This window comes from Mucilaginibacter polytrichastri (assembly GCF_001911425.1).
GTDB lineage: Bacteria > Bacteroidota > Bacteroidia > Sphingobacteriales > Sphingobacteriaceae > Mucilaginibacter > Mucilaginibacter polytrichastri.
Window position 1 is genome coordinate 5,591,436 of the sequence record NZ_MPPL01000001.1, and the last position, 16,874, is coordinate 5,608,309.

The following is a 16,874-nucleotide window of genomic DNA, read 5'->3' on the forward strand; positions in this document are numbered from 1 at the left end:
CCCAGAGGAGAGGGGGCTTGCCGAGCAAATAGGACAATCAAAAGTCCTCCCCGAAGGGGAGGATTTAGGAGGGGTTGCTATTATTAACTTCGCCAACCTGCTCGAGATGGTAGCGCAGATCAATCCCGAGTTGAGGGTTAGGTTTTCTACCTCGCACCCTAAAGATATTACTGATGAGGTGTTGTATACCATAAAAAAGTATGCTAACATCTGCAAATATATTCACCTGCCAATCCAGTCGGGCAGTACCCGTGTACTGGATATTATGAACCGTACTTATACCCGCGAGTGGTACATGAACCGCATTGATGCCATCAGGCGGATTATGCCGGGTTGCGCCGTATCAACCGATGTAATTACCGGTTTTTGCAGTGAGACGGAAGAGGAGCATGCCGAAACATTAAGCATGATGGATTATGTTAAATTTGATTTTGCTTACATGTTTATGTACTCTGAACGCCCCGGAACACTGGCTGCCAAACGCTATGCAGATGATATCCCCGAGGATGTGAAAGCAAGAAGGCTGAATGAAGTGATAGCCAAACAAAGAGAGCATGCGCATTTACGCCTCTTAAATAAAATTGGTACCATACAAAAGGTATTAATAGAAGGTTATTCAAAAAAATCGGCAAACGACTACTGCGGAAGAAGCGATGAAAATTCGATGGTGATCTTCCCGGTTGACGAACGCTACAAACCAGGGCAATACGTAAACGTTTTGGCCGAACGATGCACAACAGCGACTTTAATGGGAGTAATTGTTGATTAAGTAAATTGGGTTGCTTGAGTTGATGAGTTCTGAATTAAGCAACTTACTCACTACTCACTAAATCAACCACTCACTAATTCCAAACTATGGACGTTCAGGAAATTAAACAACGCTTTGGTATCATTGGCAATTCGCCGCTGTTAAACCGGGCCATAAATATAGCCAGCCAGGTGGCGCCTACCGATATATCTGTATTGATAACCGGTGAGAGCGGCAGTGGTAAGGAGGCTTTTTCGCATATTATACACCAGCTCAGTCCGCGCAAGCACGGGCCGTTTATTGCGGTAAACTGCGGGGCTATCCCCGAGGGGACTATCGATTCGGAACTCTTCGGGCACGAAAAGGGAGCCTATACCGGTGCCATTGGCGAGCGTAAAGGCTACTTTGAAACCGTTAATGGTGGTACCATATTTTTAGATGAAATTGGCGAAATGCCCCTGGGTACCCAGGCCCGTTTGCTAAGGGTGCTGGAATCGGGCCAGTTTATACGCGTGGGGTCGTCAAAAGTAGAGAAAACCAACGTGCGTGTTATAGCAGCTACCAACGTAGATGTTTATGATGCGGTAAAAGCAGGCAAGTTTCGGGAAGATTTGTATTACCGTTTAAATACCGTGCCTTTGCGCATACCGCCATTGCGGGATCGTAAGGAAGATGTTTATTTGCTGTTTCGCAAGTTTGCGTCAGATTTTACAGATAAATACCGCACCCCGGCTATGCAGCTTGATGAAGATGCGCAGCGGATACTGGCCAATTATTCGTGGCCGGGTAATGTACGCCAACTCAAAAATATAGCCGAGCAATTGGCTGTTTTAGAGAGCGACCATACCATAACCGGGCAAACACTGTTGACCTATATCCCTAACGAAGGCCGCAATTCTAACCTGCCCATGCGGATAGACCAGCCTAAAGAAGATTTTTCTGAACGCGATATCCTGTACAAAGTACTGTTTGATATGAAACGCGACATGGTAGAGCTGAAAAAGCTGGTGGCCGATATGATAGAGCATGGTGGTGCTGCGCCAACGTTTGCTAACCATTCGCAAACCATTAGCCAGTTGTACAGGGATATTGAGATACCGAATAACCAGGACGCACAATTTACTTTGCAGCAACCCGTTACAGCTAATAATAACAATGGTAACGGCAGTAACGAATCATTTATCACCCCGCACGCCGAGGAGGTAGAAGAATCGTTATCGCTGATCGAGAAAGAATCTGACCTGATCCGTAAGGCTTTGAAAAAACACAAGGGCAAACGTAAGCTGGCCGCCAATGAATTAGGCATTTCAGAACGTACCCTGTACCGAAAAATTAAAGAATTAAATTTATAAGCATGTTCAAAAGAGCGGCGTTTTCTGTTTTAATTATCGTGGCTTTAGCCTGCGTAAGCCAGTCATGCGCTTACAGGTTAGATGCTGCCTCTATACCGGCGGGCTTAAAAACCATTAATGTGCAGTTTTTTGAAAACAATGCGCCGTTTGTGGTAAACAACTTAAGTCAAAACTTTACAGAGGCTTTGAAAAATAAGATCCGTTCGCAAACCCGCTTAAGTATAGTAAGGGGCGAGGCCAACGCAACCATGTCTGGTGCTATTGTGGGTTATAGCATTGCCCCGGTATCTGTACAGGCTACCGGTACCACTTCTGCGCCACCAATTGCAAGCGCCAGCCGTTTAACTATTACTGTAACTGTAAAATACGTTAATGACATTGATAAGAAGCTTAATTTCGATCAGTCTTTCTCGCGTTATGCCGATTTTAAAGGAGATCTGGGTACCCAGGAACAGAATGTTATAGCCCTTATATTGCCGCAGCTAACCGAAGATATTTTTAACAAAGCCTTCTCCAATTGGTAGGTAATTAGTACTTTCAACACGTGGAGCAACAGGTAAATGATAATTTGGCGGAGGCCTTGTGGAGTGTGTTAGCCAACCCGGCTGATACCCAGTTGCATATTGACGAATTAAAAAGTTTAATGAGCCAATACCCGCAAAGTAATTTGCTGCATGTATTGGCCGCAAAAGGTGGCAACGGGCAATTTGCCGGTAATGCAGCCGTATATTATAACGGAGAATCTTTATACAAACTCACTAATAATAATGAGCCATTGCCCGCTGTAAATACAGCGCAGGTTGTAAATTTAGATACCGCTGTTTTTAAAACTGCTTCTTTTGCCGAATCTGTAATTGAAGAACCGATTGCAGCGCAGGATGCCCCGATAGAAGCGCAAATCCAGGTTGAACATGTTGATAATACGCCGGAACTTGAAACTAATGCGCCAGCGGTTGAAGAAATGCCGGTTGTAGAGAAAGCAATTGAAGAAAATGTTACTCCGGAACCGGTAGCCGAAGAGCCGGTCGCAGAACCTGAACCGGGTCTTGTTGGTCAGGATGATGCGGCTGCAGTACCCGAACCTACCCTTAGCGATTGGCAACCAACCCCAGCCAACATTAACCCGCCTGCCGAGCCTTTGTTCTATGCCAGTAATTACAAGGCAGAAGAGCCCGCACCAGTAGAGGACGTTAAGCCGGCAGCACCAGAACCCGTTGTAAATACGGCCCCCGTAGTTTCTGAATGGCAAGCTGTGCGTTACGAAGATGTTGCCGTTAATAATAACGGCGAGCATCATCCCGAAGCGCAGAAAGAAGCAGAACCTGCAGAAGATGAAGTATATGACGAGATTGTAAGTATTGATGATATTTACATAGCGCCCATAGCAGTAACTGAGCAAGCCCCTGCACCGGCCGTGGCAGAAGAGCCTTATTATACCAACTACACCGAGCAGCGTAATGATGAGGTTATTATACCTGCGCCCACAACGCCGAAGCCGGAATTTAACCTCGAAGACCAGATCACCGAGAGCATTTATGCTACCGATTATTTTGCTTTTAAGGATGCCCTGCTGGAAGAGCCGGCAGTACAACCAGAGCAACAGGTAGCGCAGCTGGAAGCTGCGCAAGCAGACGAAAACCAAACCATGGCTAAATACCATGATGATAATTTGCCGTATTCTTTTTTATGGTGGCTGGATAAAACCCGCCGCGAGCATGCCAACATGTATCAGCCCTATGCCAAGCCTTCGGCCTTGCCTGCAATGGAGAGCCTGGCTGATGAAAAAGAAGCACTGGGCTTATCGCTGCCGGATACTAAACATAAGGAAGAAGAGATCATTGAACGCTTTATACAAGCCGAGCCCCAGATTAAACCACCGGCAGGTGATAAGCTGGATAACGAAAACAAAGCACGTAACAGTGCCGAAGACAGCGACGAGCTGGTAACCGAAACCCTGGCCCGTATTTATATCGATCAGATGCTTTATCCAAAAGCGATAGCAACATATAAAAAGTTAATGTTGAGATATCCGGAAAAAAGTAGTTACTTTGCAGGTCAAATTGAGAATTTAGAAAACAAAATCAACTAATTATAAAATGTATTTTATTTTAATTATTGTCGCCATTATCGTATGTGTCCTTTTAGGATTTATCGTATTGATCCAAAACCCTAAGGGCGGTGGCTTATCTTCAAATTTTTCGTCATCATCACAATTAATGGGCGTACAAAAAACCGGTGATATCCTTGAAAAAGGCACCTGGGTATTAGCTATTGCTTTAATGGTATTATCATTAGCCATTAACGTTGCCGTAAAAAGCAGCACAGTAAAAGCAGGTGGTAGCAACGAATACCAAAACCAGATAGAAAGAGCATCAAAACCAACAGCACCTGTTAGCGCACCTATTGCGCCCATAACAGCACCTGTTAAAAAATAAGCTGATCAGATATTTGAAAAGGCTCGCGATGTATCGTGGGCCTTTTTGCGTTAGTAGTAAACCTGACAGGCTGGCATTGTCATGTTTGTGTAACGTGACGGGTATGTAAAGGCTATATTAAAAGTATGACAATTGTACAGCCCTTTATGCCAAATATTAACAAATCATTTACTTGGCATCATTGATGTTCAATAGGGAGTAATCAAGAACTAAAAACTATAATTATATAATTATGTCAATAAACATTAAACCTATTGCTGGCACAGCAAACAGAGTAGTAATAGAAGCTGCTGCCGCTGAAGAAAAAACTGCATCGGGTATCATCATACCTGACACTGCTAAAGAAAAACCACAGAAAGGAATTGTAGTATCAGTTTCTGACGAAGATGGTGATGGCAAAAAACCAACAGTAAAAGCAGGCGACACTGTTTTATATGGCAAATATGCAGGTACAGAAATTACTTTCGACGGTAAAGAATACCTGATTATGCGCGAATCTGATATTTACGCGGTACTGTAAGCTTAGATATGAGATGTGAGATATGAGATAATAGATTTTCTCAGAATCACATCACACATTAACAAACCAATAGATAAAATTATTATTTGAGGTTTAAAGGTGAGCTTAATCTCACATCTCAAATCTCAATACTCAAATCTCAAAAAGAAAATGGCAAAACAAGTTAAATACAACGTGGAAGCACGTGACGCCCTTAAACGTGGTGTTGATATCTTAGCTAATGCAGTTAAGGTAACTTTAGGTCCAAAAGGACGTAATGTAATTATCGATAAAAAATTCGGTTCACCAATTATCACTAAAGATGGTGTTACTGTTGCTAAAGAAATCGAATTAAAAGATTCTTTAGAAAACATGGGTGCCCAAATGGTTAAAGAAGTTGCATCAAAAACTGCTGACATTGCAGGTGATGGTACTACTACTGCTACTGTATTAGCACAAGCTATTGTTACTGCTGGTATTAAAAACGTTGCTGCCGGTGCAAATCCAATGGATTTGAAACGCGGTATTGATAAAGCAGTTTATGCGGTTGTTAAAAACCTGCAAGAGCAATCTCAAGCTGTTGGTGACGACAATAATAAAATTAAACAAGTTGCATCTATCTCTGCAAACAACGACGAAGTTATTGGTACTTTAATTGCCAATGCAATGGCAAAAGTTGGTAAAGATGGTGTTATTACTGTTGAAGAAGCAAAAGGTACTGAAACCGAAGTTAGAACTGTAGAAGGTATGCAGTTTGACCGTGGTTACCTTTCTCCATACTTTGTAACCAATGCCGACAAAATGGAAGCAGAATTGGAAAACCCTTACATCCTGATCTACGACAAGAAGATCTCTTCGATGAAAGAGTTATTACCAATTTTGGAAAAACAAGTGCAAACTGGCCGTCCATTGTTAATCATTGCCGAAGATTTAGACGGTGAAGCATTAGCTACTTTGGTAGTTAACAAAATCCGTGGTTCACTGAAAGTTGCTGCTGTTAAAGCACCAGGTTTTGGCGACCGTCGTAAAGCAATGTTAGAGGATATCGCTATCCTTACCGGTGGTACCGTAATTTCTGAAGAAAGAGGTTACAAATTAGAGAATGCTGATCTTACTTACTTAGGTACTGCTGAGAAAATCACAATCGACAAAGACAATACTACGATCATCAATGGTGCTGGTAACTCAGACGATATTAAGTCTCGTGTAGGCCAGATCAAAGCTCAAATTGATTCTACTACATCTGATTACGATAAAGAAAAATTACAAGAGCGTTTAGCTAAATTATCAGGTGGTGTGGCTGTACTTTATGTAGGTGCTGCTACCGAAGTTGAAATGAAAGAAAAGAAAGACCGTGTTGACGATGCTTTACACGCTACACGTGCCGCTGTTGAAGAAGGCATTGTAGCTGGTGGTGGTGTTGCTTTCATCCGTGCTGTAGCTTCTATCATTGATTTGAAAGGCGAAAACGAAGATGAAAATACTGGTATCCAGATCATCCGTCGTGCTATCGAAGAGCCACTTCGTCAGATCTGCGAAAATGCAGGTATCGAAGGTTCTATCGTGGTTCAAAAAGTTAAAGAAGGTACCGGCGATTATGGTTACAATGCACGCACAAACGTGTACGAAAACTTAATCGGTGCAGGTGTTATCGATCCTACTAAAGTATCTCGTGTAGCTTTAGAGAACGCAGCTTCAATCGCAGCTATGTTGTTAACAACAGAAGTTGTATTGGCAGACGATCCGGAAGATGCTCAAGTTGGCGCAGGTGGCCCACCAATGGGCGGCATGGGCGGCATGATGTAATCATCCCCAAACCAAATATATAGAAAGCCTTGTCTGGATAACAGACAAGGCTTTCTTGTTTTCCGGGGTCTGGTTTATAATTGATAACCTCAGTTATTATTATAGCGTTAGCTGTAAAAAGCTCATTGTACAGTGGTTAAACACGTTAGCCATAAAGTGTGTGTTTTAACGTACATTTCTTAGGAATGTCCAAAATATACTACCCTGCATTTAAACACAAATAGCCTGTTTTTGGACACAGTGTTAAAATTATATACGCTAATTGTCACCATTATAGTTATTTACAGGTTTTTAGGCTGATGAGGTAATCAAGGCACAGGCTTTGTTTGTTAGTCAGTATTATGAAAAGCATTATCAACAATCGTCGTTACTTACAAACCAGGATATTTGAATGGGTTATATTTAAGGGCCCTGAAGTTTTGGTTAGTTTGATTTCATAAAATTCTTAATTTCGTATCCATATTACTATGGATATACACATCATTTACAATAAGGTATTTAATTGGTTGCTTAGCAACGGGCCTAAGCTATTATTCGGGATAATTGTTTTTTTTGTTGGGCTATGGGTAATCAGGCTCATTAGAACCTCCCTTAAAACCCGTATGAGCCAAAGGCAAGTACACTCATCGTTACAGCCATTCTTTTTAAGCCTTACTATCACTTCACTTTATTTCTTGCTCATCATTTTTGTGATGGAGATTGTTGGTATAGAGCTTACCATATTTACCACCGTTATTGGTGCGGCTACGGTTGCCGCGGGTTTGGCGTTGTCGGGTACGTTGCAAAACTTTGCGGGCGGTATCTTAATATTGTTGCTTAAACCCTTCGACCTTGATGATAACATCATCGCACAAGGCCAGGATGGCGTAGTAACTTCTATCCAAATCTTTTATACTGTAGTGTTAACCGGCGATAATAAAACGGTAATTATCCCCAACGGAAAGCTTTTTAATGAAGTTATCGTCAACGTTACCCGCGAAGGGAAAAGGCGTTTAGATATTGAAATTAAGCTTGGTTATGCCGCGGATAGCGAACAGGTGAAGCAGATTATCCAAGACGCTATTAAAGCTATGCCCAATATTTTAAAAACTCCGGCTACCAATGTTGGGATCGTTTCTTTAGAAATAGACGGTATTAAATACGTGGTACAGGTTTGGGTTAACCCCAAAGATTTTCTGCGTACCAAGATTGATCTTCAAGAGAGAATAATCAAAGATTTAAGAGCCGCAAGTGTTAAGCTTCCGGGTATGTAATACCGCTTTCTTAGCCGGTAAAATAAGCAGCACAGTCTAAAACTTCCCTATCTTTATGCCGATGCAAAAAGAACAGATCTCTGTATTCAACATGTTTAAAATTGGTATCGGGCCATCCAGCTCGCACACCCTTGGCCCGTGGCGCGCCGCCCAGCAGTTTGTTGCTTTGCTGCAACAACGGCAGGTGGTTGAGCTGGTGGTGCAGGTTAAAATTTTACTCTATGGGTCGCTGGCTAAAACCGGCAAGGGCCACGGTACAGATATAGCTATTCTTTTAGGCTTAAGCGGCGACGACCCGGTTACATTTGATGTAACACAGATCAATCCAAAAGTTGATAAAATTAAACGCGATCATCAGCTGATATTGGGCAACCATCAGCCCATTAGTTTTTATTTTGACGACGATCTGATGTTTCTGTTTAACGAGAGCCTGCCGTTTCACCCCAATGCGGTAACGTTTCAGGCTTTTTTAAGCGATGGCAAAGCTGTTTCAGAAACCTATTATTCAATAGGTGGCGGTTTTGTGGTAAGAGAGAACGAAACCAGTGATGCTTCTCATGAGGTGGATCTTCCCTTCCCGATTGATACCGCCGCCGACCTGCTGCACTGGTGCCGTAAAACAGGTTTAAAGATCTCTGAAGTGGTAATGGAGAACGAAATGGCCTGGCGTAGTGAAGACGAGGCAAAATCGAAAATACTCGATATTTTTAATACCATAAAAGAGTGTATTTACCGTGGTTGCCATACCACTGGTTACCTGCCGGGCGGGCTAAATGTTGGCCGCCGTGCTGCTGCATTGAATAAGAAACTAATTGGCAATCGCCCTTACGGCAATTTTGATGAGTGGGTTGCCGCCATCCGCGAAACCGGCGATAGCTTTAAAAATATACTGGATTGGGTGAGTTGTTTTGCCCTGGCAGTAAATGAAGAAAATGCTTCATTTGGCAGGGTGGTAACTGCGCCAACCAATGGCGCTGCCGGTGTAATACCTGCCGTATTGCAATATTACCTGGTGTTTTGCGAAGGCTATACCGATGCCAAAATCATCCAGTTTATGTTTACGGCATCAGAGATCGGGAGCATCTTTAAAAAGGGAGCTACCATATCTGCCGCTATGGGTGGGTGCCAGGCCGAAATCGGTGTGTCATCTGCAATGGCAGCAGCAGCGCTTACCGAGTGCTTGGGCGGCTCACAGCGACAAGCCATGATGGCCGCAGAGATTGCCATGGAACACCATTTGGGCCTAACCTGCGACCCGATAGGCGGCCTGGTGCAAGTCCCCTGCATCGAACGCAACACCATGGGCGCAATTAAGGCCATTACTGCATCACAGCTGGCCCTGCAAACCAATCCCGATAATGCCAAGGTAAGCCTCGATGCCGTGGTAAAAACCATGTGGCAAACCGCACAGGATATGAACTCAAAATATAAAGAAACCTCAGACGGTGGCCTTGCTATCAATATCCCGCTGAGTTTGCCGGAGTGTTAAAAGCTATTTTTTAAACTGCTTGTTAATGGCAGCGGCTAATTTTTGAGCCCACAAGCTATACATTTTCCCCGAGGGATGGAGTTTATCACCGGCAATATAACTCTCATCATCTGCCATAGCACGCGATAGATCGGTAAGGTTTATATAGTTTGCACCCGCCTTTTCGCTCGCGTCTTTATTAATAGCATTGTATTGATCTATCTCTTCGGCAATTTTATCGCGGTTGCGGCCATTGGCGTACGGTGTTACGCCCCAATCCGGGATAGAAAGTACAAAAACGTGCCTGGCATTTCCCCCGGTAAATTTTACAGCCCTTTTAAGCAATAGCGTAAACTCTGTTTGATAAACAGCAATGCCATAATGCTGAAACTGGTTATTTACACCGATAAGCAAGGTTACAAAATCAACCGTTTTTGAAGTATCGCTGTTACTGATGCCTTTAAGCAGTTCGTCTGTTCGCCAGCCATTTTGGGCAATAAGTACAGGCGCAGCCACTTTTAAATTTTTGTGTTTAAGCAGGGCTGCCAGTTGATAGGGAAAAGATTGATCTGTACTTACCGCCCTGCCCGTGGTATATGAATCGCCTAGCGCAATATAAGTTAATGAATCGTTAATATTTTTGTGGGGCGCTAAAGACTGCCCTGTAGCACCGGTATCAACAACTATTGTAAAGAGGAAGAATAAAAAGCTATACTTCTTCATAAGCTCAATGGTTATTTGCCGTTTAAGCTGGGAATCACCTGCTTAATCAGCTCGTTAACCCACAACGTATACATGCTGCCCGATGGGTGCAGGCCATCAACAGCCAGCAGGGAAGGGTCGGTAGCGGCACCACGCGAAATACCGGTTATGTTTAAATAATGTACGCCGGCAAGGCTGCTTTCATTTTGGTTAATAGCATTATATAAATCGAGTTGCTGCTTTATGACGTCTTTATTACTATTGGCAGCGAAAGGCGTTACCGAGTAATCTGGAATAGATAGTACGAATACCCGGCTTTTAAACCCGCCTGCCAAAATAGTTGCAGTGCTCAGCAAGTCTTTAAAATCGGCTCTGTAGCTATCCGGGTTATAGTTTTGATATTGATTGTTTACGCCGATCAATAAGGTAACGAAAGTAAAAGTCTTCTTAAAAGCTGCGGCTGAAAGAGCAGCTTTTAACTGGGCAGTAGTCCAGCCGGTGGTTGCTATAATCATCGGGTTTCCCGTATTAAAGTTGTTGAGCCTTAACTGGGCAGCTAACTGGTAGGGGAAAGACTGGTCTTGCGTAACGGCTTCGCCAATGGTGTATGAATCGCCAAGCGCAAGGTAGGTAACGGTATCTTTAGCGGTAACAGCAGGTGTTAAAACAGGCTCGTTGGTTATGGGCTGTGTTGTATTATTAATGGTATCCATAGGTTGTTTGCTGCAACCGGTAGCGGTTGTAATGGCAATTAATATACTGGTTACAATCTTCATCCCACAATCTCCATATCAAACAATACGGAAATATGGTGTGTAAGGATTTTTTTAACTTGTTTTAGATCAACTTCGGCACCCAGTTCTTGCTGCATTGATGCCACCGCCTTATCATCTATCCCACAGGGCACTATGTTTTTAAAATAGTCCAGGTTGGTGTTTACATTTAGTGCTAAGCCATGCATAGTTACCCAGCGACTGCAGCGTACACCCATAGCGCAAATTTTACGGGCGTTGTCATTATCTGCATCCAGCCAAACGCCGGTGTAACCGGGGTAGCGGCCTGCTTTAATACCAAACTCGGCCAGGGTATTAATTACAGCTTCTTCCAGCGTGCGCAGGTAAAGGTGTATATCGGTAAAAAAATTGTCGAGGTCCAGTATTGGGTAGCTCACCAACTGTCCGGGGCCATGATAAGTGATATCGCCGCCGCGGTTTATAGGGTAGTAAACGGCATGCTTTTCTTCCAGTCCTTTCTCGTCCAGTAATAAATTTTCGGCCTTGCCGCTTTTGCCCAATGTATATACATGCGGGTGTTCGCAAAATATCAGGTGGTTTTTGGTGGCTAGCTCTAAAGGCATTTCGTCGCCCGCTACCTGCAGGTTGCGGATGGCTATTTTGGTGTTGACGGTATCGGCAAAAATAGCTTCCTGCTTATCCCATGCTTCTTTGTAATCAATTAGCCCCCAATCGTGGTATATTACCTGTTTGTTTTTCATTGTTATCCTTATTGCAAAATTACAGTAAATAAATTCAATTGATAAAGTTGTATAATACCATTAGCTTTACTAAAATAGTTAGTTAAATTAAAATTGACTGAAATGGGTAAGAATATAACGATCGAAGTTCAGGGTAAACAAATAACCATTATTAAGAATAATGATATTAATTATGTAAGTCTGACGCAAATAGTCGATAGCTACAATGGGGGCAATGGAAATGGAACGATTGATAGATGGTTAAGCAATAAAAATACATTAGAGTTTCTTGGGGCTTGGGAGGCAATAGAGAATAAAGATTTTAATTACCCCGAATTCGGGGTAATTAAAAATGAAGCAGGTGTTAACAGATTCTACATGTCCGCAAAAAAGTGGGTAGAAAAAACAAATGCAATTGGCATACAAGCACGGGCTGGGAGATACGGAGGAACGTTTGCTCATGAAGATATCGCCATGGAATTTTGCACATGGTTAGATCCTGTTTTTAAGCTTGCAGTTATAAAAGAATTTAAAAGATTAAGAGAAAATGAAGCGAAACAAATTGGAGGTCAGTGGGATGTCAGAAGATTTGTTAGTAAAGTTAATTTTAAACTACAAACAGATGCTGTCAAAGAAGTATTGATACCTCTTAGAAATCTTCCAAAAGAAAAAGAAGGTATTTTGTACGCGGAAGCTTCTGATTTGATTTACTTAGCTATGTTTGGATATACTTCAAAACAATGGAGGGAGACAAATCCAAAATTGGCCGCCAAGGGTTTAAATATAAGAGATTTAGCTAATAGTCATCAATTGATAATCTTAGCAAATCTTGAAAATTTGGATTCTGTATTAATAAAAGCAGGAGTAACTGATAAATATGACAGACTTACAAATTTAAGAAGAGAGGCAATTTCACAAATGAAGTCATTTAGCATAAGTAATGAAATAGATCATGAGCTTGTTGAAAGTCCTCATTTAGCGAAACAAAAATTAATTGCTGATACTGAAAAGCTCCCTAAGCAGTCGCCAAATCTAGAAGAGGGTAATGGTTATCCTGATTCAAAATAATAGCCGTGCGACAATTGCTTTGTTTTTCATTGTTATCCTTTTACGTAACCCACCATATAATCTTCATACTGCAAATAACCCACCTGGTAATTAATATCCACATCGCCTTTCAACAACCTTGCAGATACGGTACCTTGTGTGTTAAAGTCAAAAGGTTCGAGCAGGATATTATCAGCAAATGAAACCTCTTTTTGTCCGTAGCATTTATAAACAGCTTCTTTAACGCACCAGCAAACATATAGCTGCTGTATTTTATGGGCTGGGTCTAAAAACTTCATTTCCTCCGGCCGCATAAACTTGTGGGCAATACGTTCTACTTTTTCTTTAATCTGTTCAATATCAATACCCACCGGTTTGTTTTTGCTGAGCATTACAGCAGCATAATCAAACGAATGGCTCAGGGAGATCTGGTAGGGGAGGTCTACCAGGTACGGCTTTCCGTGGGCATCCACCCGGCAATCAATATATTGCTCGGTTTTAAGCATTTTGCGTAGCAATACCCTTGTGCCCAGCCAGTGCAGGTTTCTTTTTCCTTTGCTTAGTTTTTCAACATAGGCTTGCTCATCATCATTAAGTTGGAGCTGATTATAAAGTTCATCAGCCTCTTCCTCAATCTTCCAAAGAGCAAATTCAGTATCCGGGTCCACCTGTTGGCGGTACGCTATAGCCATAAAAGTAAAATTGCAAAATCGATGGCAAACTTATGTCAAATAATTATAAATTAGTACGCTAAGCATAGCCTAATATATGATTTTATCGGATAAGCGCATTTTAGAGGAAATTGAAAAAGGACACATCATTATTGAGCCTTTTTACCGCGAAAACCTGGGGACCAATTCGTACGATGTACACCTGGGTAAACACCTGGCAACTTACCGCAGCCGGGTGCTGGATGCCAAACTACACAACGAGATAGACCACTTTGAGATCCCGAAAGATGGCTTTGTTTTACAGCCCAATACGTTATACTTAGGCGTTACGGTTGAATATACCGAAACGCATAAACACGTGCCTTTTTTAGAAGGTAAATCGAGCACCGGGCGTTTGGGTATTGATATCCATGCCACTGCCGGTAAAGGCGATGTGGGTTTCTGTAATACCTGGACGCTGGAGATCTCATCTACCCAACCTGTGCGAATTTATGCGGGCATGCCTATTGGGCAGCTCATTTATTTTGTAGTAGAGGGCGATATCGAAACGCTTTATAATACCAAAGGCGATGCAAAATATAATAACCCAACAACCCGCCCTGTTGAAAGCATGATGTGGAAGAATAAGTTTTAAAACAAACTGATGCTAGCGGGCGTACTAGTATAATATAATTTACCTATTACCTGTATTCATGAAAAAAATACCCCTGTTGGTACTGGCCTGTATAGTGTCGGTAATTTTGTTCGGTTTTATTAAAGCCGATGACGACCCTATTAAAAAGGCAGCCGCACAGTTAGAAAAATGGGTAAATGAATATCCGCAGGAAAAGGTATACCTGCACTTCGACAAACCTTATTACGCCGTGGGCGATGATATGTGGTTTAAAGCCTATGTTACCGTGGGCCCCAGGCATCAGCTTTCGGCTTTAAGCGGTGCCTTAAATGTGGAGCTGATTGACGATAAAGATTCTGTTAAACAATCAATTAAGATACCGCTTTCAGCAGGTTTGGGCCAGGGCGACTTTGCCCTGTCTGATACCCTTGCGGCGGGGAGTTACCGCATAAGGGCCTACACCAACTGGATGCGTAATGCCGGGCCCGATTACTTTTTTGACAAGACCATACAGATAGGTAATGCAGCAAAAAATACTGTTTATACCAAAACAAGCTATACTTACACTACCCAAAACGGCAAGCCGGTTATTAATGTATTAGTTAATTATGCCGATTTAGATGGCAAGCCCTATGCTAATAAAGAGGTAAATTACAGGGTGCAGCTTAATAATAAGGATGTATCAAGAGGCAAAGGAATAACGGATAGCAAAGGCGACTTGCCTATTGCTTTCATTAACCCATTACAAGTGCCGGTAAAGCAAGGTGCTATTACCACTAAAATAAAGGTTGAAGAAAAGCTGACTGTTACCAGCGTACTGCCGATAAGGGCGGTATCGGCAAAAGTTAATGTTCAGTTTTTTCCGGAGAGCGGCAACCTGGTTAACGGATTGCCATCAAAAGTGGCGTTTAAAGCTGTTGGCGATGACGGCCTTGGCAAACCTATAAGTGGCGTAGTGCTCGACAATGATAACCAAGAGGTAACCAAAATAGCTACACAGCATTTAGGTATGGGGACATTTATATTAGTACCCGAAGCCGGTAAAACATACCATGCGCAGTTAACTTATGAAGATGGTTCGCAAGGTAGCGTAGCCCTACCCAAGGCGTTAGACCAGGGGTATGTGTTGGTTATTAACAACAATATTATTAACGACCCCGACCATATTGCAATAAGGATAATTGCGAGCCCGGCACTGGCAGATAGCGAAATTAATTTAATGGCACAGTATGGCGGCAGTGTTTGTTTTGCTGCCAAAAATAAATTAACTAATGGTGCCATTGCTGCAAAAATACCTAAAGACCGTTTTCCATCGGGTATTGTGCAGTTTACTTTGTTTAGTGCGGCCGGTGAGGCCATTAACGAGCGATTAGTTTTTGTAAACCGGGCAGACGGACTGAAGCTGGCTGTAAAAACCGGCCAGCAAACTTATGCGCCGCGCGAAAAGGTGAAACTAGAGCTAACCGCCAACAGCCCTGATGATAAGCCGGTAGAGGCCAGTATGTCGGCCGCTGTAGTTGATGAAACCAAAGTGCCGGTTGATGAATCGGACGAAACAACTATTCTTTCCAGCATGCTGCTCAGCTCGGATATTAAGGGGTACATAGAAAAGCCCAACTATTATTTTACCAGTAACGATAAGCAAACGCATGACGATCTTGACCTGCTAATGCTTACCCAGGGCTACCGCAGGTTTGAATGGAAGCAGTTGATGAGCGATACGTTTACCCCGCCGGTTTATGAGCCCGAGAAAACATTGCAGGTATCGGGCCGGGTGCATACCTCCAACAACAAGCCGGTTGCAAATGGCAAGGTTACCCTGTTTACAACAGCCGGAGGGGTGTTTATTTTAGATACGCTTACTGATGCCAACGGCCATTTTGCCTTTAAAAATCTGGCTTTTAAAGATAGTATCAGGTTTATCATTCAGGCCCGAACTGCAAAAAACAAAAAGGATGTTGATATAGACCTGGATAATGTTGGCCGCCAGCAGGTAACTACCAATGTGAATGCGCCCGATATAGCTATGAATATGAATAATACGATGCTACCTTATTTGCAAAGTAGCAAGCTTTTTTATCAGCAGCAAATAAAATACGGGGTGGGTAACCACAACATTATGCTAAAAGAGGTTACCATTACAGAAAAGAGAAAACCCGTACTCGAAAACTCATCCAACCTGAATGGCCCGGGCAATGCCGACCAGGTTTTAAAAAGCGATCAGTTTGCCAACATGGGTTGTGCCGATATTACTATTTGCTTGCAGGGCCGCTTGTTGGGTGTTGTATTTAGAGGCGGTATACCTTACTCAACCCGGAGCCCAAATAACCCAATGCAGGTTGTTGTAGACGGGGTTTCTGTTTCGGCAGATTATTTATCGATGATAAGCCCTTATGATATTGGCAGTATAGAGGTATTACGAAGCATAGGTAATACAGCCATATATGGCGCACAAGGTGGTGCCGGGGTTATTATTGTAAATACCAAACGCGGAAACGAAGTTAGCGATAATGGGTACCAGCGCTATACCCCGGGGTTAATCAGATACTCGCCCAAGGGTTATTACAGGGCACGTACATTTTATTCGCCGCAGTACGATGATCCTAAAACCAATACGGCACTAGCAGACATGCGTAGCACTATTTACTGGAACCCTGAAATTATAACCGGAAAAGACGGTAAAGCGGCTATCGAATTTTTTAATGCAGGCAGCAAAGGCACTTACCGCGTTGTGGTAGAAGGTATTGATAATGACGGCCACATAGGCCGCCATATATACCGTTACAAAGTGGAATAAGTGCGTGTT

16 protein-coding genes are annotated in these 16,874 nt (G+C 42.8%); 12 read left to right on the forward strand and 4 right to left on the reverse strand.

The annotated features are described in order from the left end of the window. The 9 genes from RG47T_RS26920 to RG47T_RS24315 form a co-directional block, all read left to right on the forward strand. Positions 1-769: radical SAM protein (locus RG47T_RS26920; RefSeq protein WP_253187554.1), on the forward strand; the 769-nt coding region annotated here is incomplete at its 5' end. 86 nt (positions 770-855) lie between these two features. Continuing rightward, positions 856-2,100, forward strand: coding sequence for a sigma-54 interaction domain-containing protein (locus tag RG47T_RS24280; protein ID WP_074492637.1), 1,245 nt, complete (start codon positions 856-858; stop codon positions 2,098-2,100). Between the two features lie 2 nt (positions 2,101-2,102). Beyond that, the gene (locus tag RG47T_RS24285; RefSeq protein WP_074492639.1) at positions 2,103-2,624 is read left to right on the forward strand and encodes an LptE family protein; all 522 of its coding nucleotides are present in this window, start codon (positions 2,103-2,105) and stop codon (positions 2,622-2,624) included. A gap of 20 nt (positions 2,625-2,644) precedes the next feature. After that, entirely contained in the window at positions 2,645-4,189 is a 1,545-nt protein-coding gene (locus RG47T_RS24290; protein WP_074492641.1) for a hypothetical protein, read from the forward strand. A 7-nt stretch (positions 4,190-4,196) separates the two neighbouring features. Beyond that, positions 4,197-4,535 carry a preprotein translocase subunit SecG gene (gene secG / locus RG47T_RS24295; protein ID WP_074492643.1) on the forward strand — a complete coding sequence of 113 codons (339 nt, stop codon included), beginning with the start codon at positions 4,197-4,199 and terminating at the stop codon, positions 4,533-4,535. A 232-nt stretch (positions 4,536-4,767) separates the two neighbouring features. Beyond that, entirely contained in the window at positions 4,768-5,055 is a 288-nt protein-coding gene (locus RG47T_RS24300) for a co-chaperone GroES (RefSeq protein WP_074492645.1), read from the forward strand. 150 nt (positions 5,056-5,205) lie between these two features. Continuing rightward, positions 5,206-6,840 (forward strand): chaperonin GroEL, encoded by a 1,635-nt coding sequence (groL, locus tag RG47T_RS24305; RefSeq protein WP_074492647.1) that lies wholly within the window; start codon positions 5,206-5,208, stop codon positions 6,838-6,840. 467 nt (positions 6,841-7,307) lie between these two features. Further along, the gene (locus RG47T_RS24310; protein WP_074492649.1) at positions 7,308-8,093 is read left to right on the forward strand and encodes a mechanosensitive ion channel family protein; all 786 of its coding nucleotides are present in this window, start codon (positions 7,308-7,310) and stop codon (positions 8,091-8,093) included. A 61-nt stretch (positions 8,094-8,154) separates the two neighbouring features. Continuing rightward, positions 8,155-9,582, forward strand: coding sequence for an L-serine ammonia-lyase (locus RG47T_RS24315; protein ID WP_074492651.1), 1,428 nt, complete (start codon positions 8,155-8,157; stop codon positions 9,580-9,582). A 3-nt stretch (positions 9,583-9,585) separates the two neighbouring features. Here the strand turns inward: RG47T_RS24315 and RG47T_RS24320 are convergent, their stop codons facing one another. Genes RG47T_RS24320 through lipB form a run of 3 tightly spaced genes read right to left on the reverse strand, consistent with a single transcriptional unit; the run spans position 9,586 to position 11,758 of the window. Continuing rightward, complete coding sequence (locus RG47T_RS24320; protein WP_083627514.1) at positions 9,586-10,284, reverse strand: SGNH/GDSL hydrolase family protein; 699 nt, start codon at positions 10,282-10,284, stop codon at positions 9,586-9,588. A gap of 11 nt (positions 10,285-10,295) precedes the next feature. Further along, positions 10,296-11,039: an SGNH/GDSL hydrolase family protein gene (locus RG47T_RS24325; RefSeq protein WP_074492652.1), complete on the reverse strand. Its 744-nt coding sequence runs from the start codon at positions 11,037-11,039 to the stop codon at positions 10,296-10,298. After that, positions 11,036-11,758, reverse strand: coding sequence for a lipoyl(octanoyl) transferase LipB (gene lipB, locus RG47T_RS24330; protein WP_074492654.1), 723 nt, complete (start codon positions 11,756-11,758; stop codon positions 11,036-11,038). The genes RG47T_RS24325 and lipB overlap by 4 nt, the downstream gene beginning before the upstream one ends. Positions 11,759-11,860: 102 nt before the next feature. Between lipB and RG47T_RS24335 the strand changes: the two genes are divergently transcribed. After that, a complete protein-coding gene (locus RG47T_RS24335) occupies positions 11,861-12,805 on the forward strand; it encodes a KilA-N domain-containing protein (protein WP_074492656.1) in 945 nt (314 codons plus the stop codon). Positions 12,806-12,837: 32 nt separating this feature from the next. On the opposite strand, the gene RG47T_RS24340 is transcribed toward RG47T_RS24335, so the two are convergent. Beyond that, positions 12,838-13,476 (reverse strand): 4'-phosphopantetheinyl transferase family protein, encoded by a 639-nt coding sequence (locus tag RG47T_RS24340; RefSeq protein ID WP_074492658.1) that lies wholly within the window; start codon positions 13,474-13,476, stop codon positions 12,838-12,840. 76 nt (positions 13,477-13,552) lie between these two features. On the opposite strand from RG47T_RS24340, the gene dcd reads away from it, so the two are divergent. After that, entirely contained in the window at positions 13,553-14,089 is a 537-nt protein-coding gene (gene dcd, locus RG47T_RS24345; RefSeq protein ID WP_074492660.1) for a dCTP deaminase, read from the forward strand. A 58-nt stretch (positions 14,090-14,147) separates the two neighbouring features. Then, positions 14,148-16,865 carry a carboxypeptidase-like regulatory domain-containing protein gene (locus RG47T_RS24350; protein ID WP_074492662.1) on the forward strand — a complete coding sequence of 906 codons (2,718 nt, stop codon included), beginning with the start codon at positions 14,148-14,150 and terminating at the stop codon, positions 16,863-16,865. Positions 16,866-16,874: the final 9 nt, after the last annotated feature.